The sequence below is a fragment of the Pseudocolwellia agarivorans genome (assembly GCF_002000085.1).
In the GTDB taxonomy this organism is placed as follows: domain Bacteria; phylum Pseudomonadota; class Gammaproteobacteria; order Enterobacterales; family Alteromonadaceae; genus Pseudocolwellia; species Pseudocolwellia agarivorans.
In genome coordinates this window covers 81,089-105,058 of the sequence record NZ_MUZU01000001.1, presented here as the reverse complement: position 1 = coordinate 105,058, position 23,970 = coordinate 81,089, and the positions used below count along the sequence as shown (strand labels likewise).

General features: G+C 35.6%; 16 protein-coding genes. 6 read left to right on the top strand and 10 right to left on the bottom strand.

The annotated features are described in order from the left end of the window. Window positions 1-62 precede the first annotated feature (62 nt). Window positions 63-686, bottom strand: a complete 624-nt coding sequence (locus tag B0X80_RS00395; RefSeq protein ID WP_077337882.1) for a glutathione S-transferase family protein — start codon at window positions 684-686, stop codon at window positions 63-65. 143 nt (window positions 687-829) lie between these two features. Between B0X80_RS00395 and B0X80_RS00390 the strand changes: the two genes are divergently transcribed. The 4 genes from B0X80_RS00390 (at window position 830) to B0X80_RS00375 (ending at window position 7,498) form a co-directional block, all read left to right on the top strand. Next, window positions 830-1,714, top strand: coding sequence for a LysR family transcriptional regulator (locus B0X80_RS00390; protein ID WP_077337881.1), 885 nt, complete (start codon window positions 830-832; stop codon window positions 1,712-1,714). Between the two features lie 177 nt (window positions 1,715-1,891). Further along, window positions 1,892-2,236: a hypothetical protein gene (locus B0X80_RS00385; protein ID WP_077337880.1), complete on the top strand. Its 345-nt coding sequence runs from the start codon at window positions 1,892-1,894 to the stop codon at window positions 2,234-2,236. Window positions 2,237-2,315: 79 nt separating this feature from the next. Beyond that, window positions 2,316-4,772 (top strand): TonB-dependent receptor, encoded by a 2,457-nt coding sequence (locus tag B0X80_RS00380; RefSeq protein WP_245825344.1) that lies wholly within the window; start codon window positions 2,316-2,318, stop codon window positions 4,770-4,772. A gap of 236 nt (window positions 4,773-5,008) precedes the next feature. Beyond that, window positions 5,009-7,498 (top strand): S9 family peptidase, encoded by a 2,490-nt coding sequence (locus B0X80_RS00375; RefSeq protein ID WP_175623860.1) that lies wholly within the window; start codon window positions 5,009-5,011, stop codon window positions 7,496-7,498. On the opposite strand, the gene rrtA is transcribed toward B0X80_RS00375, so the two are convergent. Then, on the bottom strand, window positions 7,499-8,089 hold the full coding sequence (gene rrtA / locus B0X80_RS00370) for a rhombosortase (RefSeq protein ID WP_077337878.1): 591 nt from the start codon (window positions 8,087-8,089) through the stop codon (window positions 7,499-7,501). It lies immediately after the preceding gene. A 128-nt stretch (window positions 8,090-8,217) separates the two neighbouring features. Here rrtA and B0X80_RS00365 point away from each other — a divergent pair, with 128 nt between their 5' ends. Further along, the gene (locus B0X80_RS00365; RefSeq protein ID WP_077337877.1) at window positions 8,218-8,814 is read left to right on the top strand and encodes a tRNA-uridine aminocarboxypropyltransferase; all 597 of its coding nucleotides are present in this window, start codon (window positions 8,218-8,220) and stop codon (window positions 8,812-8,814) included. A 25-nt stretch (window positions 8,815-8,839) separates the two neighbouring features. Further along, entirely contained in the window at window positions 8,840-10,630 is a 1,791-nt protein-coding gene (gene ggt / locus B0X80_RS00360) for a gamma-glutamyltransferase (RefSeq protein ID WP_077337876.1), read from the top strand. 99 nt (window positions 10,631-10,729) lie between these two features. Here the strand turns inward: ggt and B0X80_RS00355 are convergent, their stop codons facing one another. The 8 genes from B0X80_RS00355 to B0X80_RS00320 all read right to left on the bottom strand — a co-directional run bounded on the left by B0X80_RS00355 (window position 10,730) and on the right by B0X80_RS00320 (window position 23,961). Continuing rightward, entirely contained in the window at window positions 10,730-11,503 is a 774-nt protein-coding gene (locus tag B0X80_RS00355; RefSeq protein WP_077337875.1) for a PEP-CTERM sorting domain-containing protein, read from the bottom strand. Window positions 11,504-11,744: 241 nt separating this feature from the next. Continuing rightward, the gene (locus B0X80_RS00350; RefSeq protein ID WP_077337874.1) at window positions 11,745-12,176 is read right to left on the bottom strand and encodes a hypothetical protein; all 432 of its coding nucleotides are present in this window, start codon (window positions 12,174-12,176) and stop codon (window positions 11,745-11,747) included. Between the two features lie 135 nt (window positions 12,177-12,311). Further along, a complete protein-coding gene (cysK, locus tag B0X80_RS00345; RefSeq protein ID WP_077337873.1) occupies window positions 12,312-13,280 on the bottom strand; it encodes a cysteine synthase A in 969 nt (322 codons plus the stop codon). Window positions 13,281-13,572: 292 nt separating this feature from the next. Continuing rightward, complete coding sequence (locus tag B0X80_RS00340) at window positions 13,573-15,210, bottom strand: HD domain-containing phosphohydrolase (RefSeq protein ID WP_077337872.1); 1,638 nt, start codon at window positions 15,208-15,210, stop codon at window positions 13,573-13,575. A 6-nt stretch (window positions 15,211-15,216) separates the two neighbouring features. Continuing rightward, on the bottom strand, window positions 15,217-17,463 hold the full coding sequence (locus tag B0X80_RS00335) for a CHASE2 domain-containing protein (RefSeq protein WP_245825343.1): 2,247 nt from the start codon (window positions 17,461-17,463) through the stop codon (window positions 15,217-15,219). A gap of 74 nt (window positions 17,464-17,537) precedes the next feature. Then, the gene (locus tag B0X80_RS00330; protein WP_245825341.1) at window positions 17,538-18,386 is read right to left on the bottom strand and encodes an MBL fold metallo-hydrolase; all 849 of its coding nucleotides are present in this window, start codon (window positions 18,384-18,386) and stop codon (window positions 17,538-17,540) included. Window positions 18,387-18,568: 182 nt separating this feature from the next. Continuing rightward, a complete protein-coding gene (locus tag B0X80_RS00325; protein WP_077337870.1) occupies window positions 18,569-22,669 on the bottom strand; it encodes an Ig-like domain-containing protein in 4,101 nt (1,366 codons plus the stop codon). Between the two features lie 41 nt (window positions 22,670-22,710). Beyond that, window positions 22,711-23,961: a FecR family protein gene (locus B0X80_RS00320; protein ID WP_077337869.1), complete on the bottom strand. Its 1,251-nt coding sequence runs from the start codon at window positions 23,959-23,961 to the stop codon at window positions 22,711-22,713. Window positions 23,962-23,970: the final 9 nt, after the last annotated feature.

Here is a 23,970-nt window from a genome sequence, read left to right as displayed (position 1 = left end):
ATTTAAGAGAGCATGTCGAAATTAACGTGGCATGCTCTATCGGTGTATAAGTTGTATTATATTTACTCAGCTAATAAACCCGCTTTGGTTGTTGGCATCGCTTTAAAACCTGATAACGATTCAATGTTTGATAATAAACGACGAACATTAGGGTAGGGTTCCAATGAAACACCACCTTCAGGAGCATGTGCGGTATAGCTATAAATAGAGATATCAGCAATAGTCGGTGCATTACCTACTAAAAACTCACGACCCACCATATGATTTTCAAGCTTAGTTAATACTTTTGCAGCGGTTGCTTTAGTAAAATCGTGATCAATTGGCACATTAAATACCGTAACTAATCTTGCAGCAGCAGGACCATAAGCTAATTCGCCTGCGGCTAAGGTAAGAAATTTTTGTACTTCAGCTTCTAATTGAGGATCTTGCGGGAGATAATCTGGCGCATATTTTCTCGCTAAGTAAACTAAAATAGCGTTTGAATCGCTGATCACAATATCGCCATCTTCAATCGTTGGTACTTGTCCTAATGGGTTCAAGGCTAAGAAAGGGGCTTGTTTATGTTCACCTTCTGGTAAATTAATATTATTTACTTCGTGCTTTATACCCGCAATGCTTGCAAATAACTCTACGCGGTGAGCATGGCCTGAAAGTGGAAAGCTATGGATCTTTATTGAATTTGTCATTTTTATTCTCTCTTAAGTACAGTGATGGTGCTTATTTTAAATGAGTGACTACTATATTTTTGATTCGAATCGAAGACAATAACTTGAAATATGGAATCTTTATGTACATTATGGGGATAATAGGTGAGAAATGAGATAAGCTAATGGATACGATAAAGTGTATGGAAGCATTTGTGGCTGTTGCTACGAATGAGTCTTTTACTGGTGGGGCTAAGCAAATAGATGTTAGTACTAAACTTGCTAGTAAATATGTACAACAGTTAGAAGAAAAGCTAGGTGCTCAGCTATTTTACCGTACTACCCGAAGTGTTACGTTAACCGACACGGGTAAAGCTTACTATGAACGTTGTGTGCCTTTACTGGATCAATTTGATGAACTAGAAGGCATGGTTCAACAGCGACAATCAGATCTCGCTGGACCTATAAGAATAACAGCACCAACAGGGTTTGGTAGTAAAGAACTGGTAGAAGCAATAGCGGCATTTCAGCTTGTTCATCCTAATGTAAGTATTGACCTGCACCTAGCGGATCATCTTGTTTCTATTGTAGAGGGAGGATTTGATTTAGCCGTTCGCTTTGGCAAATTAGATGATTCTACATTGATCGCTCGTAAGCTACGCGACATGCGTATTGTTGTTGTTGCATCACCTGATTATTTACGTAAATACGGTGAACCTAAACACCCGAGTGGATTAACAACGCATAATTGTTTATTACAAATGACCACCAAGGAACCTGCCCATTGGAGTTTTAAGCTAAAAGGCGAAATAAAAACCTACAAAATGCAGGGGAGCTTTCATGCCAATTCACCACGCGCTATTGTGCAAATGGCTGTGCAAGGTGTTGGTATAGGCAGAGCACCATTATATGCAGTCAATTCGCATGTGGAAGACGGCAGCTTGAAGATATTATTTGAAGCTGCGGAAGCATCAGCAATTGGTCTTTATGCTGTTTATCCGCCTAACCGACATTTAACGGCACGTATTAGAGCTTTTATTGATCATCTTGTAGAGTATTATGATTTTTAATGAATTGGTAATTTCTACAGACTAAATTAGCACGACTTTATTAATTTTCTTTTGAATTAAAATAAGCTCTTTATTTATAAAAGGGGATTAAATAATACTTATAAGCATTAGCCCTTGTGCATAAACTATATACGTTATAATATCACACTTAATGTGTGACAATCATTTGCCTTTATTTTGTTAAACGTATTACCTAACAAATTATCTAACTTTTTAGTTCAATTACAGCGCGTCAATGCACGTCAGGTTTTTGTACCTATCGTATTGGCTTTTGCGTTGTTGTTTTCGTTTATAAGCCATGGAAACCACTATGATTTAGCTCTTGGTGACTTAACAAGTAGCAGTGCAGAGCAAAACTGTCATTTATGTCAGCAAAATATAGATAATGTTGATAATAATGTTGAAATTATTCAACCACTGGTCTCACGCTTTTTAAGCTTTTCATCGAATGTTGTTAAACCGTTAGCACATTCAAACTATTCAGTAACACCACCTTTAAGAGCTCCGCCTGTTCAATTGTAATACTTAAAATTTATCTTACCGTTACCACTATGTGTTTCGGTATTTTTAACGTTTATTTTTGAGTTCACAGGAACATCCAATGACTTTTATTAAAAAAAGTACGATGGCGTTTAAGCTGTCGTGTTGTACTTTAGGTATGCTTGCAATACCTCAAACATTCGCACAAACAATTTCAGGAAAAGTAGTTAATACTGCCGGAAAGCCTAGCATTAATAGCCAGATTGTTCTTGGCCATAGTAATAAAAAAGTATTTACAGATAACCAAGGTTATTTTGAAATTTCAGGATTAGATGCTGGCGAATACGAACTTCATATTGTCGCTAAAAACTATAGTCATTTTAATCAGCACGTTAGTGTAGGCGATAATGACTTAAGCGGATTGTTATACACATTAAAGCCAAGTGTGATGGAAAACATTGATGTTTATGCCACGCCATTACATTCCTCTTCAATTGAGTCAGCATTGCCAATTAACGTGTTATCAAGCGACGAGTTACGATTAAAACAAGCGTCTACTTTAGGTGAAACTCTTAAAGGGGAATTAGGTGTTCATTCAAGCTACTTTGGTCCTGTATCAAGTAGCCCTATTATTCGTGGTTTAGATGGGCCGCGTGTCATGGTGACTCAAAACGGCCTTGATGTAAGTGATGCTTCTCGCGTAGGTCCTGATCATGCCGTTTCATCTGAAGCAAGTACCGCAACACAAATTGAAGTATTACGTGGACCTGCTACATTATTTTACGGTAGTGGCGCTATTGGTGGTGTAGTGAATGTAGTTGATAACCGAGTGCCTACTAGCATAGATAACCAAGTAGATTATTTAGTTAAACATAACGACGTGTCTGATGAAAACGAAGCTTCTTTTAATGTAAATAGCGGTGTAGAGCTTGATAACGATACGGCTTTAGCTTTTCATGTAGATGCTTTTTATCGTGAATCTAACGATTATAAAATTCCGTTAACAGCCCTAGAGCATGACGAACATGAAGAGCATGAAGAGCATGAAGGCGAAACGGAAGAAGAGCACGAAGAACATGAAGAATTAACTGATACCTTAGAAAACTCTTCTTCAAGAGCTAAAGGTTATAATGCGGGTGTTAGTTATTTAATGGATAACGGCTTTATAGGTTTTTCTTACGGATATTTAGATCGTAAGTACGGCTTACCTGGACATGAACATCATCATGAAGATGAACACGAAGAAGACCATGATGAAGCAGAGCACGACGCACATGAAGAAGAGCAGGTATACAGTATTTTAGAGCAAGACCGTTACCAAATTTTAAGCGATCTAACTTTTGATAATGACGTATTCCATCGTGTTGCTACTAAAATTGCGTATACCGATTATATTCATCAAGAAATTGAAGATGGTGCTCCGGGGACTACTTTTAAAAATAAAATGTTTGAAACGCGTTTTGACTTATACCATAAACCTTTAAACGACTGGAAAGGTGCTTTTACACTTCATTATAAAAAATCAGATTTTGAAGCCATAGGGGAAGAAGCATTTACGCCTCCTTCAAAAACAGCGATGACGGCACTTGCATGGTTAGAAGAAAAACACTTTGATCAATTTCTTGTGCAAGCAGGAATACGTCTTGAACATGTGTCATTAAAAGCAGAGCTAACCGATGAAAGTGAAAATTTTATTCATTTGAATAATGATATGAAAGATCAATCATTCACTCCATTAAGTTCATCTTTAGGCGTTGTATGGAACTTTACTCCGGGCTACAACTTAGGTTTATCGTTAGGGTATTCTCAGCGTGCGCCGTCTGCCAGTGAAGTATTTTCAAATGGCCCACATATTGGTACCAGTACCTATGAGCTAGGAGCGCTATACAAAATAGATGAAGCTACAGAACAAGTGGTTTTATCCGATAAAGATGTTGAGCTTGAATCAAGTTTGAGCTTTGACGTTACCTTTAGAAAGTTCGAAGGTGATTTAGGTTTTGTTATGAGTGCTTTTTATAATCGAATTGATGATTATTATTTTCAACGCAATACAGGGTTTACCAGCGAAATATTTGAAGACGAAGAAGAGCATAACGAAGCAGATCACGAGCATGAAGAAGAAAGCTTTCTACCTATTTACGCCTATGAACAATCAGATGTCGATTTATATGGATTAGAATCTGAGCTGATTTATCAAGTATCTTCAAACTTTACCGCTAAAATTTTTGGTGATTACATCAGAGCTAAATTAACGCAAGGCGACAACTTACCAAGAATTCCACCTTTACGTATAGGTTCTGAATTTAATTACACTGGCGAAAATTTTTCTGCATCGTTAACTGCTCAACGTTATTTTAGCCAAAATAAAGTAGCAAATAACGAAACATCTACTGCAGGTTACACCATGGTAGACGCAAACGTTAATTACTATATAGATAATATTGGTGACGATTTTGTGGTGTTTTTAAAAGTAGATAACATTACTGATGTTGACGCTAGAGTGCATTCATCTTTCTTGAAAGATGTAGCGCCACTACCTGCAAAAGGTGTCAGTTTAGGTGTAAGAGGGAGTTTTTAAGTAAGCATTCGAAAGTGATAAAGGTGGAATGAAAATTCCACCTTTCATCATGAAATGTTTACTCTTTATCTCAGAAAATTGAATTTAGACACTAGCCGAAGTATAACGTTAAATGCCTTCATTAATTCAGTGTCTATTACATGAAATTTATAATAAATCAGTTAATCAAACATTCAATAAATTACCCAGGAAAAAAATACATAAAACCTCAATTATTGCTCTCAGCATTTAGCGTCATGTCGTTATCGTGTACCTCGATATATAACTCAAACACTAATAACACAGCCACTTCCCAAGTTGGTACTCAAAATACAGTTGTTATGCCTGCAGTTATTCAAAGTAAACCGAATTTAAATGCTCACACTTTAAATAAAGAGATAACCCTAGAGCAAATAATGTCAGATCCTGATTGGTTTGGTAGAGCGCCAGAGGCTTGGTATTGGGGGGATGACAGTAACACTATTTTTTATCAACAAAAGCGTGAAGGTAATATTTTACGCGATTTATTTGTTAAAAAAATTGATGAAAAAGGTAATGGAAAACAAGTTAATTTAGCTCATTTACATCAAGTGTCAGATAAAGACGCGATGCTTAATCATGACAAAACACATGAGGTTTATACCTTTGAAGGCAACGTCTTTATTAAAACGCTCGCTAGTGGCAATGTACATCAGTTAACGTATACATCAGCTGTTGAAACTTCACCGATGTTTTTAAACAATGGTGATGTGGCTTATCGAATTGGTAATGTTTTTTACAGTGTAAATTTAAAAAATAATCAAATTAAAGAGTTAGCTAATTTATTAATGACTTCGAAAAATGAAGCTGAAAATATTTCAGCTAACGAGTCTTACTTAGCGAATGAGCAAACGAAGCTGATTAAATATCTTAAATTGCAAGAAGAAAACGCGCAGCTGATTAAAGATCAAAAACGCACTTGGCGTGTTAAAAATAGCTCAATTACGCAAACTAATTTTTACTTTAATAAAGATTACAAAGTCGTTCATGCGAGCTTATCGCCTGCAGGAAATAAAATAATAGTCAGTGTAGCAAGCTCTACCGCTATGTCTGACAGTAGCGATGTTATGCCTGATTACGTGGGGAAATCGGGTGATATTGCGATCAAACCTGTACGCAGTCGAGTAGCCGATAATCGCCAATATAATGAATATATTTATTTGTTAGACATTACCGACGGCACTATGGCCTATATACCTTTTGATACATTGCCCGGATTTGATGAAGATGTATTAGCTAAGGTGCGTGCAGAAAATTATAAAAAACAGGGCCATGTTTATCAAAGTGAAAAGTCTCCTCGGTATATTCATGTCATGGAAGCGAATAATCCTATTCAATGGAATGAAAAAGGCGATAATGTCGCCATTTTGTTTGAAGCGTGGGATAACAAAGACCGATGGTTAGCAACGGTTGACTTTTCAACCAAAAGCTTTGAATCGCAACATAGATTACATGACGATGCTTGGATCAATTGGTCGTTTAATGAGTTTGGTTGGTTAAACGCAACAGCAAAAAGTAACGACGCCTTATATTATTTATCGGAAGAGTCGGGTTACTCACATATTTATGTTAAGCCATTAAAAGGTAAAGAAAAACAGCTAACGTTTGGTAAGTATGAAGTAAACGATTTAGTTTTATCGAATAACCAAGACGCTTTATTTTTTAGGGCAAATCAAAAGCATCCTGGTATTTATGAAATTTACCAACTTGATTTACAGTCTGGTGACGTTACTGCGGTAACCGATCTAGGGGGCGATAATTATTATCAATTAAGCCCTGATAATACCAAGCTGTTAATTTCTCACTCTGAAATAAACATGCCTCCTGAACTTTATGTGGAAACTGTTGATGATACACCTGAAGCTATTCGCTTAACGCATACGGTTTCAGAGGCTTTTTTATCAATGCCTTGGTCGTTACCAAGTATTGTCGCTATTCCATCAAGCAATCAAGCTGAGCCTATCTATTCAAAAGTGTATTTACCTGAAGGGTTTGATAGTAAAAACATTAATGATAACAAGGGGAAAAATAAAGCCGTTATGTTTTCACATGGCGCTGGTTACTTACAAAATTCTCATTTAGGTTGGTCAGGATATTTCAGAGAATACATGTTCCATAGCATGTTAGTACAAAAAGGCTATGTGGTTATTGATATGGACTATAGAGCTTCCGCTGGATATGGACGCGATTGGCGCACGGCTATTTATCGCCATATGGGAAAACCAGAAGTAGAAGACATGCGAGATGGTGTTAATTGGTTAGTTGAAAATGCTAATGTGGATCGCAACCGTGTGGGAACTTATGGTGGCTCATATGGTGGATTTTTAACCCTAATGTCTATGTTTACTCAACCTGATTTATTCCAGTCAGGCTCTGCTTTACGCTTAGTGTCTGATTGGGCTTATTATAATCATGGCTATACGTCTAACATTTTAAATACACCTGCTGACGATCCCATTGCGTACGAACGTAGCTCACCTATTTATTTTGCCGAAGGGTTACAAAAACCACTATTAATTAATGCACCTATGGTTGATGATAACGTGTTTTTTCAAGATACCGTTCGCTTAGTACAGCGATTAATTGAGTTAGAAAAGCAAGACTTTGAAACGGCTATTTACCCCGTAGAACCACATGGGTTTGTACAGCCTAGTTCTTGGTTAAATGAATACCGTAGAATATTTAAATTGTTTGAAACTACTTTATAACTATTTTTTCGACTTTTTAACATGGTAAAGAGAAAGTAAACCAATAACTCCACCGCCTATCATGCCCCATAAGTGAGCGTCTATCGCAACAGTAGCAGATATTAAGTCTGCTACTTCTTGGCTTGCTCCTTTTACTTGTTCGTGAATCACCTTACCTACAACGGCAACAAGTAACACAAAGCCCGTTTTATCTTTATTTTGAATGTCTTTAATGGCTCCCCATATAAATAAACCGTGTAAAACCCCCGATAAACCAACATATTGCATAATTTCAGGTGAATAAACATAAACACCAAAGGTTGTGGTAATAGCGCAAACAATAAAAATAAGTGTGTAGTTAAGCAGGTTATAAAATTGACCGTGTAAAGCCCACAGCAAAATAACCGCGCTTATATTTAGAATAAAATGATTAAAGTTAGTATGTAAGAAGTGTCCTGTAAGTCCTCGCCAAAATTCACCCTCTATAAATCGATTACGTTGAAAAGCTAAAGAATCTACATCGAAAATAAAAGCGAGTGTAGATAAAATAATAACCAATAAAGGTAAAGCGATTTGATGTTTTTTAAGCGGGAGTGATTTTATTGTGAACATATCAATTTTTGTTGAATTTTAAAGGTTATTCAATATCGTAACCGTCTATTTATTTGATAGTATACCTATTATATTTTGAATGCACCTGTGTAAAAACTGGATGTGCAGTTTAATTACAGTAGTTAAAGATGAAAAGAGAATGTTGTCCCCTTTGTTTACGTGCAAAATCAGCCTGTATTTGTCATTTATTTACAGAAATCACAAATGATATTCACGTAGTTGTGCTTCAACACCCAACAGAAGTAAAGCAAACCAAAGGTACTATAACGTTATTGGCCAATTCCTTAGTTAATTGTACGGTAATTGTTGGTGAGGTTTTCAAAGAGAATGCTGAATTAACTGAAATTTTATCTTTATACCAAAATGAAATTGCCTTGTTATACCCAAGTAAAAATGCAAAAACGTTAACAAATGAAATGGTTAAATGTGATAAAGTTTTGAACTCAATAAAGTGTATTATTTTAATTGATGGTACGTGGAAAAAATCTTATAAGATGTATATGCTAAATGACTTTCTACATGACATTCCACATTTAACACTACCTGAAAATATTCAAGGTAAATACCATATTAGAAAAACACAAAAAGCGCAGGCATTATCATCTTTAGAAGCTTGTGTTTATGCTTTAAGTTCAATAGAAGCTAATTCAAATAAATATAAACCATTATTAAACCGTTTTAGCCAGTTTAACGATTTTCAATTGTTATTCAGGCAAGGTCATTAATTTAAGTTCATCAGTAAGGAAGGTTATGATTTTTCCGTTTAAACAGTCGATTATTTTTAGCGCACTGTTAATGATTTCATCGTGTGGCAATAGTATTTCACCAGAACAATCGAATTCTCTAAATATTGTTAAAAAAGCAGAGCAAGAAGACCGAGAGCCAGAAGCAGCAACAGGGCTAAAACAGAACAAAGATGTTTTTACTGAAAAGTTTATGGTTGCCGCGGCTAATCCTTATGCAAGCCAAGCGGGTTACAACGTACTTGCTAAAGGCGGCAGTGCGGTTGACGCTGCTATTGCTGTTCAGTTAGTTCTTACCCTAGTTGAACCACAATCTTCAGGTATTGGTGGTGGTGCTTTTATGCTTTATTGGGATAAAGCCAATAAACATTTAACTACTTTTGACGGTAGAGAAACAGCGCCAGAAAAAGCAACGTCTGACTTGTTTTTAGATGAAAATGGCAAAGCAGTTCCTTGGATAAAAGCGGTTGTAGGTGGTCGTTCGGTTGGTACGCCAGGTGTATTGGCAGCTTTGCATCAAGCACATCAAAAATATGGTAAGTTGGCTTGGAATGAGCTGTTTGTAGATGCGATTAAACTTGCTGAAACGGGTTTTGTTGTTTCACCACGTTTAGCTAAATTAATTTCATTAGCTTATAACCCTGGAGTAAAACAGCTACCTGAAATAAAAGCTTATTTTTACCCTAATGGTATCGCTATAAAAGCGGGCGATATTTTAAAAAATCCCAAACTAGCTAAAGTTTATAAAAGTATTGCACAAGAAGGTATTGCTGTTTTTTATGAAGGTTGGATCGCTAAAAAAATTGTAGATAAAGTTCAACATACGCAAATTGCACCGGGACGTTTATCGCTTAGCGACTTAAAGCAATACAAACCTAATCAAGTTGATGCCGTATGTGGTGAATATCGAGTTTACAATATTTGTGGTATGGCTCCGCCAAGCTCTGGTGGTATAGCGGTTATTCAAATGTTGGGGCTATTAAGTCATTTCGATTTAAGCAAACAACAACCAAACAGTATTGAATCACTACATTTATTTACGCAAAGTTCGAAACTCGCATTTGCTGATAGAGAAAAATATATCGCTGATCCTGCATTTTCAAATGTACCTGTTGCTGGCTTATTAGCCCCTGATTATTTAGCTAAACGAGCTAAGTTAATTGATCCGAAAAAAGATATGGGGAAAGCACAAGCTGGCGCTCCTAAAGGTGCGCTCGCTTTAGGTTTAGATAATGCGATAGAGCGTCCGTCAACCAGCCATATTTCAATTGTAGATGCCGAGGGGAATTCCGTATCAATGACAACAAGCGTAGAAATGGCGTTTGGTTCAGCTGTTATGGTTGAAGGTTTTATACTGAATAACCAGCTAACAGATTTTTCATTGTCGCCTACCCAAAACGGAAAGTTAGTGGCTAACCGTGTAGAGCCTTTTAAAAGACCAAGAAGTTCAATGGCCCCTACTATGGTATTTGATCAAAACAATAATTTAAAGTTAGTGCTGGGTTCTCCAGGAGGCAGTCGAATTATTAATTATGTAGCGCAAACCATTGTAGGAGTTTTAGATTGGGACTTGTCACCTCAAGCGGCGGTTAACTTACCTAAAATAACCAATCGTAATGATTCAACAACTCTTGAAAAAGGCACTTCGTTAGAAGCGCTAGCACCACGTTTAACGGCAATAGGTCATAAGGTAGGTGTTCGTGACTTAAATAGTGGGTTACATGTCATTAAAGTACTTAAAAATGGCTTACAGGGGGCGGCTGACCCTAGGAGAGAAGGTAAAGTGTTAGGTCAGTAGGTTGTTCGCGTTCTACGTAAAAATAATGAAGATTAAAAAAACCGAACATAGCGTTCGGTTTTTTGTAAATGGAAATAATAAAATTATTTAGTTCACGATTTACTTTGTAAGTTTACGAGTTAATAATCCAGCAAAACCTAAAGCAAAAATAGCTAATGTAGATGGCTCAGGTACAGAAGATATAGGCGGTTGTACAATAACTCTGTCTGTTATACCGGCATATTCTACATTTAATTGAGAGTAGTTATAAAAGCCGTAAGCGCCATCACCAAACTCGGCAACACCTGCATCAATATTACTAACACTTAGTTCAACGACACCATCCACTTTAACTTGAATGAGTGAGGGGGTATGGACAATGTCAAAGCTATATGTTGTATTATCTACCCATCCTGTAGAGCCTAGATTATTTGCTCTTGCAACTTCATTTACAGCACCTGCAGTATGCGCCCAAAATGAACTTTCAGCCGTACCATCTACCACGTGACTTAATGATAACCCATCAAGTGAAGAACCTAATCCAGGAAATGTCTGATCGTTTTGCTTCCAATCGATTAACCAATAATCAGCTGAAGCACTACGTAATTCATCATTTTGGTAACCCAAAACAAAACCGATAAAATCATCATCACTTGCTGTTTTTACTGTGATCTCACCTGATATCGCTGTTCCTCGTGCATTATTACCGTTTTCAAAAAAAACTCCTGGTATACCGTTAACTGTTTGAATAACAGAATCATTACCTGCTTGTACAGTCCATGTTCCTTGTCCATCACTCTCCCATGTTGATAAATCAACTAATGCGGCTTGAGCAACAGAACCAAATAATAAGGTAGAGCATAATAGAGTAGCTTTTATATAGTTATTTTTCATTTTTAAGTCCTCGATTTACTTTGTATTAAATTTATTACTTATAAAGCATAGAATAAGCCAAATAGGATAAAGTTACTTTTTTCAATAGGTTAATCATGTTAAAAAATATAATATCAGTTGGTTGTAAAAAAAACTGACATTGAATTTTTAACTAAAATGAGGGGAGTAGATGAAACATTATGATGATGAGCTAAATAAATAATGGTTATTTATTTAGCTCATTTAGTAAGATAATAGGAAGTTAAAAAGGGTCTTTTAATATTTTATTGATAACCCATTTATCATCAACTTGTATAAGAGATAAACGTTTCACATCTTTAGTTTTATCTCCTCTGTACAGTCCATCAAAAAATACAGTGATAACGGCTGCGTCTTTAAATTGTTCTCTTACTTTTACACCGCTATCGTCAGGCGTTATGTCTACTTTATCAAATTGCATATTGAATAGATGACGTCCAACGGCTTGAGGTGACTTGTAGTGCAGGATAATTCGAGATAATTTAGGGCTGCATACACTTGCCGCTTTTTCTATATTTTTTTCGTTATATAAAGCATCAAAAAATGCAATAACAACTAACTCAGGGTTATCGATTACTGTTATATCATGCTTATCATTACCGCAACCTGAAGCTAAAAAAGCTAAACCGAGTAATATATATTTAATAAAGCTCATAAGTTCCTTGAGTACATTGTTTTTATAATTAACTTATTGGCATTGTAAGGTTATTTTAGGTAATAAAAAAGACGCTAAAGCGCCTTTTTTTGATTTACTGACCCATACGAGAATGGGGTTAGTGTTTTTTTTGTATTATTGAACCAATTCTTTATCAGAGAAGCTATCAGTAAATAATGCACTTGATAAGTAGCGTTCAGCTGAGCTTGGTAAAATTACAACAATGTTTTTGTCTTTATTTTCAGGTTTTTCTGCTAATCTTTTAGCTGCAACTACTGCCGCACCTGAAGAGATGCCGGCTAAAATGCCTTCTTCTTTCATTAAACGATGTGCCATTGCCATAGCGTCATCATTCGACACTTGTTCAACAGCGTCAACTATAGACAAATCTAGGTTACCAGGAATAAAGCCAGCGCCAATGCCTTGAATTTTATGTGGACCCGGTTTTAATTCTTCGCCCGCTAATTTTTGTGTAATAACCGGTGAGTCTGTTGGTTCTACAGCTACACAGGTGATTTCTTTGTTTGCCACTTTTTTAAGATAGCGTCCAGTACCTGTAATTGTGCCACCTGTACCAACACCAGCAACAAAAATATCAACATTACCGTCAGTATCTTCCCAAATTTCAGGGCCTGTAGTTTTTTCATGAATTTCTGGGTTAGCAGGGTTGTCGAATTGACCTAAAAGAATGGTGTTTTCAGGATCGGCATCTCTAATTTCTTTTGCTTTAGCTATAGCACCGTTCATGCCTTTTGCGCCGTTAGTTAATTCAACTTTTGCACCTAAAGCTGTTAATAATTTACGGCGCTCTAAGCTCATAGTGCTTGGCATAGTTAATGTGATGCCATAACCACGTGCTGCAGCAACAAATGCTAATGCAATACCTGTATTACCACTTGTAGGTTCTACAATGTTTTTACCTGGTGTTAATAAACCTTTTTTCTCTGCGTCCCAAATCATATTTGCACCGATACGGCACTTAACGCTAAAGCTTGGATTTCTTGCTTCTATTTTAGCGAACACATTACCTGTTGTTACGCGGTTAAGCTTTACAAGAGGCGTTTTTCCTACTGACGTTGAGTTATCTTCAAATATATTTGACATGCTTACTTCCTATACATTTTGGCTTTAAGTTTTAATACTGACTTAATAGCACTTTATTTGATATTAATACCAATTTGAATAATAAATTGAGTAACTTAACGTTACAGAACCAACTTGGTATAAATTAGGTATTTAACGAATATCTTGATTCGAATAAATTTACAGTCTTAGGTTATATGCTTATAAATAAAAAAGAAGTGATATTTAGTTATAAGATATACGGGATAATTTGAATTGGCATATATGTTGATATATTACGAGTGATTTTTGTACTCTTATTACGTGTTTTTTCTTAATTATAATGACTTAACCCCGGTATATCTTCTATATTAAAATCGTCAAGCTGTTCAGGTGTCGCAAACTTTAAAATGTAAGTTTCGTATACTTTGGAACGTACAAAAATAGTAAAAATATCCCCATCGAGATGATTATTTAATACCAACTTCCCCATAATTGTTAGGCATTCGCTAACGGGTTTTGCTTTTTTGTAAGGTCTGTCTGATGCCGAAAGGGCTTCAAATATATCTGCTACAGCCATTAAACGCGCAGGAACTGACATTTGTTCTTTTGTTAATCCTTTAGGGTAACCTTTACCGTCCATTGTTTCGTGATGCCCTAAAGCATATTCAGCAACATTTGATAAATGCTTAGGGAAGGGAAGGGCTTCCAGAATATCGCTTGTTACATCCATGTGATGTTGAATGATCAAGCGTTCTTTATCGTTTAACGTCCCTCTTTTAATACAAAGATTAGTCACTTCATCTTCGGTGAGTAACGATTGTTTTTCTCTGTTTATAACAATGCTATAACGAGCGGCTATTTCTTTAATATGCTGTTCTTGCTGATCTGTTAAAAATTCTCCGCCAATATTGATTTTTTGTATAAAAGCTCTATCTAAATTGAGTTGTTTATGGGCTACATCAGATGCTCTTTCAAGTTGTTGAACTTCTATTATATTGCCTTTTTTTAAGGCTTTAATCATACTTTTTTGAAAGCGAATATCTATATCTCGCTTAGCTATTTCAAATTTAGAATCAATAAAGTGAATTCGGTCAAAAATGGTTTCTAGTTTGGTTGATTTATCAATAATGTGATCAGGCGTTACTATTTTTCCGCAATCGTGTAACCAACCTGCTATATCGAGTTGATGTCTTTCTTGTGGTGTAAGCGTAAAGCTTGCCAGTGGTCCTTTATCTTCATCATGTACAGCATCAGCTATTAATAAGGTCAGTTCAGGAACTCTTTTACAGTGACCGCCGGTGTGAGGCGACTTTTCATCTATTACTGCAGCAATAGTTTGAGCAAAAGACTCAAACAGCTCTTCCATATTTTTTATTAATGCTTTGTTTGTTAATGCTATTGCACCAAGTGAAGCAAACGAGAGTATTTGCTCTTCAACTTCGGGTGTAAATTCTACGGTTACTGGTTCACCTTGATCATTGTTTTCTTGAGCATTGATAATTTGAATAGCACCAATAATATCGCCAATGTGATCTTTTAATGGAAACGTCAGCATGGATTGCGTTCGATAACCGGTATCTTTATCCATTTTACGCGCGGCACTTAAATCGTAAGGGAGTTCGTCGTATACATCTTTGATGTTTATAACTTTGGTACTATTAATGGCGTGTGCGATCATGGCACTTTTATTTGGTTGACCATCGATGAATAATGGGATGCTTGGAAATGTAATAGGGTTATTTGAACTACCACCTAAATGTAAATTTAAACTGTTATTAAGAACGGTTCTAAATTCAGCACTTTTATCTTGATCAACCATATAGATTGACCCCGCATCTGCATTTGAAATTGTCATGGCAGCAATAAGCACTTTTTCCATTAAAATTTCGGTATTTTCTTCGCTACTTAATTCAATACTAATTTTAAGTAAATGTTGGAAAACAGTTTCGTTCAAATATTTATTATTCATAATTCGCTATTTTGATTGATGGACGAAAATACCATTCCACGATGTAGGTGGTGAGTTTTTTAATAGTGCTAATCTATCTAAATATATATCATAAAGTGCTTTTGAACAAAAATCATTTTGTTTTAATTGGTTAAAGACTTTTATTGCCTCATCCCATTCACCTAATGTATATGCGTTTATCCCTTTTTTATGTAGTAATAAATAGTCTTCAATTTCTTTATTTGAATCTTCTTTAAATCCTATGGGTTGGTACACTGTAACTGCTTGAGCTTTTCCTTTTACTCTAATTTTGTCAACTTGCCGGCATAAAATATAATTAGGTGACATTTGCTCTAATGTTTTTTCTGTAATAAGAATATCTACGCCATAATACTTGGTTAACGATTCTATTCTTGAGCCTAAATTCACTTCATCACCTAATACGGTATAGGCTTTACGGTAGCTTGAACCCATATCGCCAACATTCATATCACCAGAACTGATACCTACGCCTATATTAACGCTAGGCCAATTTCTCTCATTAAAAATACGGGATAGTTTATGAGTTGCTTGGATCATTTTTAAAGCGGTTACTACGGCATGGGTTGCGTGATCGTCGTCATCTAAAGGCGCATTCCAGAATGCCATAACCATATCGCCTACGTATTTGTCGATAGTGCCTTGATGTTCAAAAATAATAGAGGTGACTTCAGTTAAATAAATTTGCATAAATTCAGTTAACTCTTCAGGAGTAAAATTCTCTGAAAGTTCGGTGAAGCTTCTAATGTCAGCAAAAAGTACAGACATGTTTCTTTTTTCACTTTTGAGTTGTAAATTTTTACCCGCTTTAATAAGTTTTTCTATGTAGGCAGGGGGAACGTATTGGTTGAACATGCCTATAATACTTTTTCTTTTTTGGCTCTCCATTATGAACCCTATACCAGCGTAATAGAGAGTTAGTAATAAAGTTAAGAGTAGATTTTGAAATAAAGGTAGGCTTATTTTTAGTTTATTCCATAAATACCAGTTAATGACTATGTGTATACAGAAGAAAAACGTACTAAAAATGAGTATCTTTGTTGGCGTTTGCTCTGTCATTAAAAAAGAAAGTATTAGCCCTGTAGATATTAATAACAATAACGATATAGCTAAAGTACTGTCTGGCTCAAAAGGAAGAATTTCAGGATGAATTAAACTTTCAAATACGTTGGCATGCACTTCAACCCCAGGGTATTGAACACCAACTGATGTTGCTCGTAGGTCAGATAGCCCAACGGCTGAAGTTCCTACAAAAGCAATACTTCCTTCTAAATGACCTTTAGGTAATTTTTGATTAAGTACATCTGTGGCTGAAATGTATTCAAAACTATGTTTTTTTCCTTTAAAAGGAATAAGTATTTGACCTTTTTCGTTAGTGGGAATAATGTTTTTTCCAAACTTAACGCCTTGTAACCATGAGATATTATTATTTGATTTAGTTACGGCTTGTATTGAATCGTTTAAGGTATAAACACGTGCTGCTTCTAGTGCTAACGAAGGATAAAGCGTGCCGTTATAGTTAAGTACAAGAGAGGCTTTTCTGATAAATCCATCACTTTCAGGTACGGCATTAATAAAACCTGCGCCTAATGCGGATGTTTGTAGTTTTTCAATATTGCCTAATGCATTATTAAATACGCTGATCTCGGATGACTCGTTTTTATTTTTTGTCCAAATAATTGAGCTAGGCGGTATATAGCCAGTATTTTCGGCTTGATTATCAAATAAAAAACCTAAAACGACTTCAGAATTCTCTAATGTTTTAGAAAAAATAGTATCAGCATCAACAGACTCTGATAACGCGGTAACTTGAGTGCTTAACTGTTTATTTAATTGAGGATTTTTATTTAATATTTCATTGACGGGGTTTCTTTCGGGCTCTGCAAAAAATATATCAAATGCGATAACCACCACACCCGCTTGATGAAGCTTTTCTACTAATTCAGCGACTTTACTTCTGCTCCAAGGATAGCGACCTTGTTCCTTCATGCTTTTTTCATCTATATCTATAATAACGATATGTTCATCAAACTGCCGCTTTTGGGCGGGCAGGTTTGTATTAAGCCTGAAGTCGTACAATATCCCTTCAATACGCTGAATAACTTCTTGTACTTGAGAAATATTAATAAACTGTAAGCTAATAACGAAGCAAGTTATACAAACACCAATAAGAAAGCGTGCGGTGAATAGCTTGTTGCATGTGCTTATTAATATATTGTGTAAGAGGGATTTCAAGTGAATTTTTAAACCTCGGATGCGAACAGCTTTTTAATAAAAAATGTACTTAATAAAATAGAATGATTATTAGCTTAACGTAAACTCATTGTATTTAAATCAAACGTTGAATCTTCTTTTGCACAAGCAATTTGTGTTATTCCTGTATTTTTTGACTGAATTGATTGTTCTTGCGCGAGCAACTCTTGGTCTGTTCTACAAGGATCGTGACTAATAAAAAAGAGTTGTTTTACATTGGCTTGAATAGCAAGTTTCATAACTTGTTCATAAGTACTATGGCCCCAACCATGCTTTAACGGCATATCATGGTTATTATATTGAGCATCATGAATTAATACATCAGCGTCAGATATAAATTTGATCCACTCATCCCATGTTGTGGCTGCCGAAGCAGGCGGTATTAATTCATTATCGGTAACATAAGCTATTTTTTGATTGTCGCCTTGTAAACAGTAAGCCGAACCTCCGTCAGGGTGATTTAAGGCTTGTGTTGTTATAATAAAGTCATTTAGCTTAAATTTACTTTGAGGCGATGAAATAGCATTTAATGTGATAGAGGAGGGGAGTTCGTTGTATTTTACCGGGTGACTTGAGCCAGACATTTGTTTTAGTATCATGTCGTTGTCATTGTTGTCCATAATTCCCGTTATAATATTAATTTTAGTACTTGGGCAGTATATAGGATGGAAATATGGAAAACCTTGAATATGATCCCAGTGACTATGTGTAACTAAAATATTAATTGTTTCTTTGTAATGATTTAACTTTTTGTTGAGCTTTGTAATACCTGTACCTGAATCTAAAATAACAAAGTCGCCATTATTAAGCTCAACATATACGCATGATGTATTACCACCAAACAATACGGTATTTTTCCCCGGTGTCGGCATAGAACCTCTAACGCCGTAAAATTCGATTTTCATTTATTTTAATACCATTAGTTCTTCTTTTTAAGTAAGCGAACATTATCTACAGACTTGTTTGTCGGCTTATAATATATAGATGTTAATTTTATTAAAGGCTAACATCTATATATTTTCTAATAATTGAGTTTAAATTTAACTTTGTACCAAATTACTGTTAAAAATTTTTAGTTTGTTCGTTATTAAAGAACGGTAATAATAACTTTTGCTGTTGATTTTTTACCATAAAAATTTGTAATTTGATAAATAAAGAAATCTTCGCCGCTGTAATCAGTGTTTGGTGTATAAGTAAAGTTACCATTACTTTGTAATGCTAGTGTTCCGTGTTCTACATCCCTTGTTTTTTCTACTGAAAGCTGAAATAGAGACAGTATTTGTCCGTCATCATCATTATCAAGTATTGTGTTTACCGTAAGAGATTGATTTGTATTTACAGAGTAAAAGTCATTTCTTGCTAAGGGCTTGTTAGAAGATGAAGAACTAGGTTTTACCGTTATATTAACTACCGTATCATCATATTCACTATAAGTATCAAGTACTCTGTAGGTAAAACTGTCTCCGCCAACAAAATCTGTATTTGGTGTGTAAGTAAACGTACCATCAGAAGAAATAGAAACACTTCCGTTAGAAGGAGAAGATATTAATGGAGTACTTACTGTTAAGGCATCTCCATCAACATCGGTATCGTTATTTAATACAGAAGAAGCATTTAGGGTAGTATTTTCGTCTGTTACATAAGTATCTGCTACAGCCTTTGGTGCCGTGTTTACTGAAGCAATATTAATTGTAACGATAACTGTTGAGGTTTTGTTGTAAATATTTCTAACTTCGTATTCAAATGAATCAAAACCTGAAAAACTACTTTCTGGGGTGTAAGTAAAATTACCATTACTTTCTAATATTAACGTGCCATGTAATGGCGCTACATGTGGAACAGTTGTTACGGTTAATAAGCTAGTGTCAGCGCTATTGGTTTGGTCGCTTAAATCATTATCTAATAGGTTTGAGCCTGATAAAATTGTACCTTGGTTAATATTATAAAAATCTGTTACAGCTAAAGGATTACCGTGAGCGCTAGGATCTGTTGAGACTGTTATATGTATAAGGCCTTCATCTTGCTCTCCATTGCCATCATCCACTTTGTAGGTAAAAGTATCTGAACCTACGAAGCCGATGCTAGGAGTGTAAACAAAGGTACCGTCGCTAGCAAAATTAACAACTCCATTCGAAGGTGAAGATAAAAATGAGGTATCAACAGTTAAAGTATCTCCATCGGCATCAGTATCGTTACTTAGTACAGACAGTGCATTTAATGCACCACCTTCAAGCATAGTGTAGTTATCTGTTACTGCTTTAGGTGCTACATTCACATTAATGACATTAATGCTTACATTACCTGAGGTTGAGCCTCCTTGGCTATCTTCTAGCTGATAAGTAAAGTTATCTATACCACTAAAATTAGTTTCAGGTATGTAAGTAAAGCTACCATCACTACTCAGCGTTAAACTACCAAAAGAGGGATTTCCGCTCATGCCAACATTTATGCTTAAAGAGTCGCCGTCTTGATCTGTGTCATTTTTTAATAAGGCATTAAAGCTTGAAGCTATAACGGTAAGGCTTGTGTTTTCTTGAGTTGAATATATGTCAGATACGGCGACAGGTAGATCATTAACGGGATCAATATTTAATGTAACTTGTGCATTGTTAAAGCCACCTTGACCATCAGATAATCTATAAGAAAAACTGTCTGTTCCATTATAATTAGCATTTGGAGTATAAATAAATGTACCGTCAGTATTGATGATTAATGTACCGTTACTTACATTGGTAAATGGTGTTGTTGAGGCCGTTAATGTGCCACCGTCAGAGTCAGTATCATTATTTAAAAAAGATGAACCTATTAATACTTCATCTTCATCAAGCGTATAAGTGTCGTTAATGCCTATAGGATCTGAATTTAAAGAGCCAACTAAGCTTACTGATATAGAGAGGGTTGCTGTACTTTCTTCTCCTGATGGATCCGAGGTTGTGTAACTTATTTCTGCTAGTCCTCCAAAGGTAACTGAAGGAACAAAGCGTAATTTATTATTTTCAACGGTTACCGTTCCGTATGCTTCATCTAGTGTAAAAGGTTTTATAGTTAATTCATCACCGTCAATATCTTTATCGTTAAGGAGTACGTCAAGTATTAACTGGGTTTCAGAATTAGTTTGGGCTTGGTCATTAATGGCTACAGGTGCATCATTTATCGGGTTTATCGTGATACTTGCCTGAGCTGTTGTGATAGCACCTTTATTATTTAATATTTGATAAGTAAAGGTATCTAAACCATTAAAGTTATTTTTAGGTAAGTAAGTAAAACTACCATCTGTGTTTAATATAAGGCTACCTTGTTGTGGAGCAACAAGAGGAGTTGTATTAACGGTTAAGGTACCCCCATCGATATCAGAATCGTTAGCAAGTAAGCCAGAATTTGAATTAATGCTAAGTGTAATATCTTCATTTATTTGATAATTGTCGTTATTTGCTGTTGGAATATCAGCAACAGGATTAACGGTTATGTTTACAAAAGCCTGAGACGTTTTACCTAAAGTGTTCATTATTTCGTATTGAAACCTATCAATACCGAAAAAATTAGGGGCAGGTATGTAAGTAAAAGTACCATCTATCGAAAGGTTTAATTGCCCATGAGTTGTTGATGTTAATAAGGTTTCGTTTAACGATATCGACAATGAATTTGGATCTTTATCGTTTGCAAGTATACTGTTATTAATAGAGTTGATAATAAGCGTTGTATCTTCATTTATTTCATAAATATCATTTAATGCAATAGGAGGAGCATCACTCCCTGAAGATAAAATTGTTACTTGGGCACTACTCGTTCCACCTTTATTATCTGTAACTTGATATTCAAAGCTATCTTCATCAATAAAACTACTGTCTGCTATATAGGTAAAACTACCATTTGAGTTGAGTTGTAAAGTACCGTGTAGAGGGGGCGATACAGGGAGTATATCAACAAATAAAAAGTCGCCATCAATATCTGTGTCGTTAGTTAATAAACCCGTACTGGTTATTGCTAGTGAGTTATTTATGGCTAAGGTATATGCATCGTTTGTTGCTATAGGTTCGTCATTTACATTATTAATTGTAATTAAAACATTTGCTTGTGCGCTATTGTTTTCATCATCTAATATTTGGTATGTAAAACTGTCTTGTCCAAAAAAATCTTTGTTGGGCTGGTAGCTAATATTACCTGCATTGTCGAAAGTTAATTGTCCGTTTACAGGTGGCGTTATAATCGAATCTAAAGTGAGTAAGCTGTTTTCAGGATCAATATCGTTATCAAGCACATTAGTGCTAAGTACATTATCTTCGTCGATTATAACATTATCGGTAACCGCTTGAGGTGGTTGGTTTACAGCAACTTTTGTAGCTGCAACTTGAAAAGGAGCTGATTGGCCACTTTCGCCTTGTTCGTTTATACCGGTAATGAGAACATAATAATTGGATGTTTCGTCGATTACCGCTATGTCTGTTTGGTTTGTATTAATAGCGAGTTGTTGGCTACCGTTTGATAAGCTAAGCACACTTGTTGGAGTTAAATTTGCTTCAGTTGCCGAGTAAACATTATATCGGTTAAGTGATGAGCCACCTTGCCAATTAACCGTGATTTTGTCTTCTGATCTTGTTGCACTAATACCTGTAATTTCAATCGGGCTCCAGTCTATAGATATTGCATCTAGCATTGCTGTGTTTTGTGCGCTATCTGTAACAAACAACTCTATACGTAAGTTACCTGCTTGAACACCTGAAAGCTGAGGATTAAACCCTGTGAGTGTTCTATTAAATGTAGTACCGCAATTATTTGAACATACAGAGATAGTTTGTTCAACGCTTGGTAGGTAAAGTGAAATATCTGTTATTTGATCTGGTTCTTCAACGTTAATGGCAAAAGTTAAGTTGCCTGCAACACTACTTGTATTATCTTTGTAAACAAAGTCGCCTTTAGCGTTTGAGAATTCTGCATCTACAATGGCATTTTGGGGTTTGGTAATACCTTTAACTTTTTGTATTTGTATTTGATTTTTACCTTGTATTCCAGCAAGAGATATTGAATTATTATTTGTATCAATAATAGGTGATGGAACTTCAGGAGTAGATGGGTCAACAGTAATTGGAGATTGACTTATTTCATTAGATACAGAGCCTTCGCTACCACATCCTGCAAGTAGTAAACTTGAGGTTATTAATGAAACGGCAATAATACTTAATTTACGCATTGTTAAAATCCTAATATTGATAATCGTAAGCTAGCTCTCAGTTATTTAACTGTGAAAGAGCCTGTTGCATTTACGCTTGTATCTTCAATTTCTTGTAAATCAAAATTTCCGGTAATTTCGTCTAACCCATTAGAAAAATCAGCTGATATATTGCCATCTGCGAGCTTATTAGCATGAGAAGCAAAGTTAACACCTAGATCTAACTGGTCAACATTGATTAATCCTGAATAGGTTGCAAACCATTCGCCTTGATCGTCCGTAAAGCTAAGTGAACCGCCAGGGACTGTTCCATTGTCAAAATCAACCGCTAAATTAAGTATTAAGTCGCTAGTAGCGCCAACAGATGAGCTAACATTACTCTCAGTTATTTGTTGGTAGTCAAAGGTGCCGGTTCTTTCTGATATTAATTCTGCAATGGTTTGGATATCTTCTATATCTTCGATTTTCTCTATAATGTCTTCTGTTATTTCTTGATCATTATTTTCTGAAGCTATTTGGACATATTCCTCAGAGCTAGTAGATTCATTAGTTGTTGGTGTTTCAGGTGTATCAATTGTAGCTGTTTCAGTATTAACATCTGTAGATGCTGTGTTATCGTTTTCTTCTGTAACGTCTTCTGAAGCTTCTTGCGAAGTGTTATAACCTAAAGATAATATTTCAGGCGCCTGTGTAAATGGGGTGATTTCACCTGCTTGGTTGACTGAGGCAAAAGCAAAACCTTCGGTAACGCCTAATGAAAGAGATTGATTGTTATTTAACGCTATATCTATATTGCCACTATAAACACCAAAATAAACATCATCTCCTGATACTTCAACTGCAAAGTGAGTTCCGCGAATACCAATTGAACCAACAGGGGTTTTTACTTGATAATCACCACCTGTTTTTTTTATCAGTCCACTGATTGAACGTAAGCCACCGCTGATCACTTCCAGTGTTGCTGAACCTTTTTGTGTTTCTTCGTTAAATACATAATTACTGACGTTAATTTCTGTATTTTCTTTGAGGGTAATTAAACCGCCATCAGACATACTAAATTGCGCTTTACTATTTTCACCGGTGGTGATGTGCTCAACAGACATTATTTTAGAACGACGCTTTAAAGATCGAACATTGTTTGTTTTTGGGTTTACAGCGTTAACAACTCCTTTTGCTAAAAGTGTCTTTCCTGCAATTATTTCTTCAGGGGTTGCGTAACTTGTACCTGCGTAACCTAAACAGCTAAGTAGTATTAGTTTAGGTGATACTTTTGTTAGTAAAGTTAAATCGCTTATTTGAATGTGTGTTCTCATATCATTTAC

Excerpts from the sequence above, each read along its gene's own strand:
- B0X80_RS00380 (WP_245825344.1), top strand. The coding sequence starts at position 2,316 with ATGACTTTTATTAAAAAAAGTACGATGGCGTTTAAGCTGTCGTGTTGT.
- B0X80_RS00365 (WP_077337877.1), top strand. The coding sequence starts at position 8,218 with ATGAAAAGAGAATGTTGTCCCCTTTGTTTACGTGCAAAATCAGCCTGT.
- B0X80_RS00390 (WP_077337881.1), top strand. The coding sequence starts at position 830 with ATGGATACGATAAAGTGTATGGAAGCATTTGTGGCTGTTGCTACGAAT.
- cysK (WP_077337873.1), bottom strand. The coding sequence starts at position 13,280 with ATGTCAAATATATTTGAAGATAACTCAACGTCAGTAGGAAAAACGCCT.
- B0X80_RS00350 (WP_077337874.1), bottom strand. The coding sequence starts at position 12,176 with ATGAGCTTTATTAAATATATATTACTCGGTTTAGCTTTTTTAGCTTCA.
- B0X80_RS00330 (WP_245825341.1), bottom strand. The coding sequence starts at position 18,386 with ATGAAAATCGAATTTTACGGCGTTAGAGGTTCTATGCCGACACCGGGG.
- B0X80_RS00375 (WP_175623860.1), top strand. The coding sequence starts at position 5,009 with ATGTCGTTATCGTGTACCTCGATATATAACTCAAACACTAATAACACA.
- B0X80_RS00340 (WP_077337872.1), bottom strand. The coding sequence starts at position 15,210 with ATGAATAATAAATATTTGAACGAAACTGTTTTCCAACATTTACTTAAA.
- B0X80_RS00355 (WP_077337875.1), bottom strand. The coding sequence starts at position 11,503 with ATGAAAAATAACTATATAAAAGCTACTCTATTATGCTCTACCTTATTA.
- rrtA (WP_077337878.1), bottom strand. The coding sequence starts at position 8,089 with ATGTTCACAATAAAATCACTCCCGCTTAAAAAACATCAAATCGCTTTA.
- B0X80_RS00395 (WP_077337882.1), bottom strand. The coding sequence starts at position 686 with ATGACAAATTCAATAAAGATCCATAGCTTTCCACTTTCAGGCCATGCT.
- B0X80_RS00325 (WP_077337870.1), bottom strand. The coding sequence starts at position 22,669 with ATGCGTAAATTAAGTATTATTGCCGTTTCATTAATAACCTCAAGTTTA.
- ggt (WP_077337876.1), top strand. The coding sequence starts at position 8,840 with ATGATTTTTCCGTTTAAACAGTCGATTATTTTTAGCGCACTGTTAATG.
- B0X80_RS00320 (WP_077337869.1), bottom strand. The coding sequence starts at position 23,961 with ATGAGAACACACATTCAAATAAGCGATTTAACTTTACTAACAAAAGTA.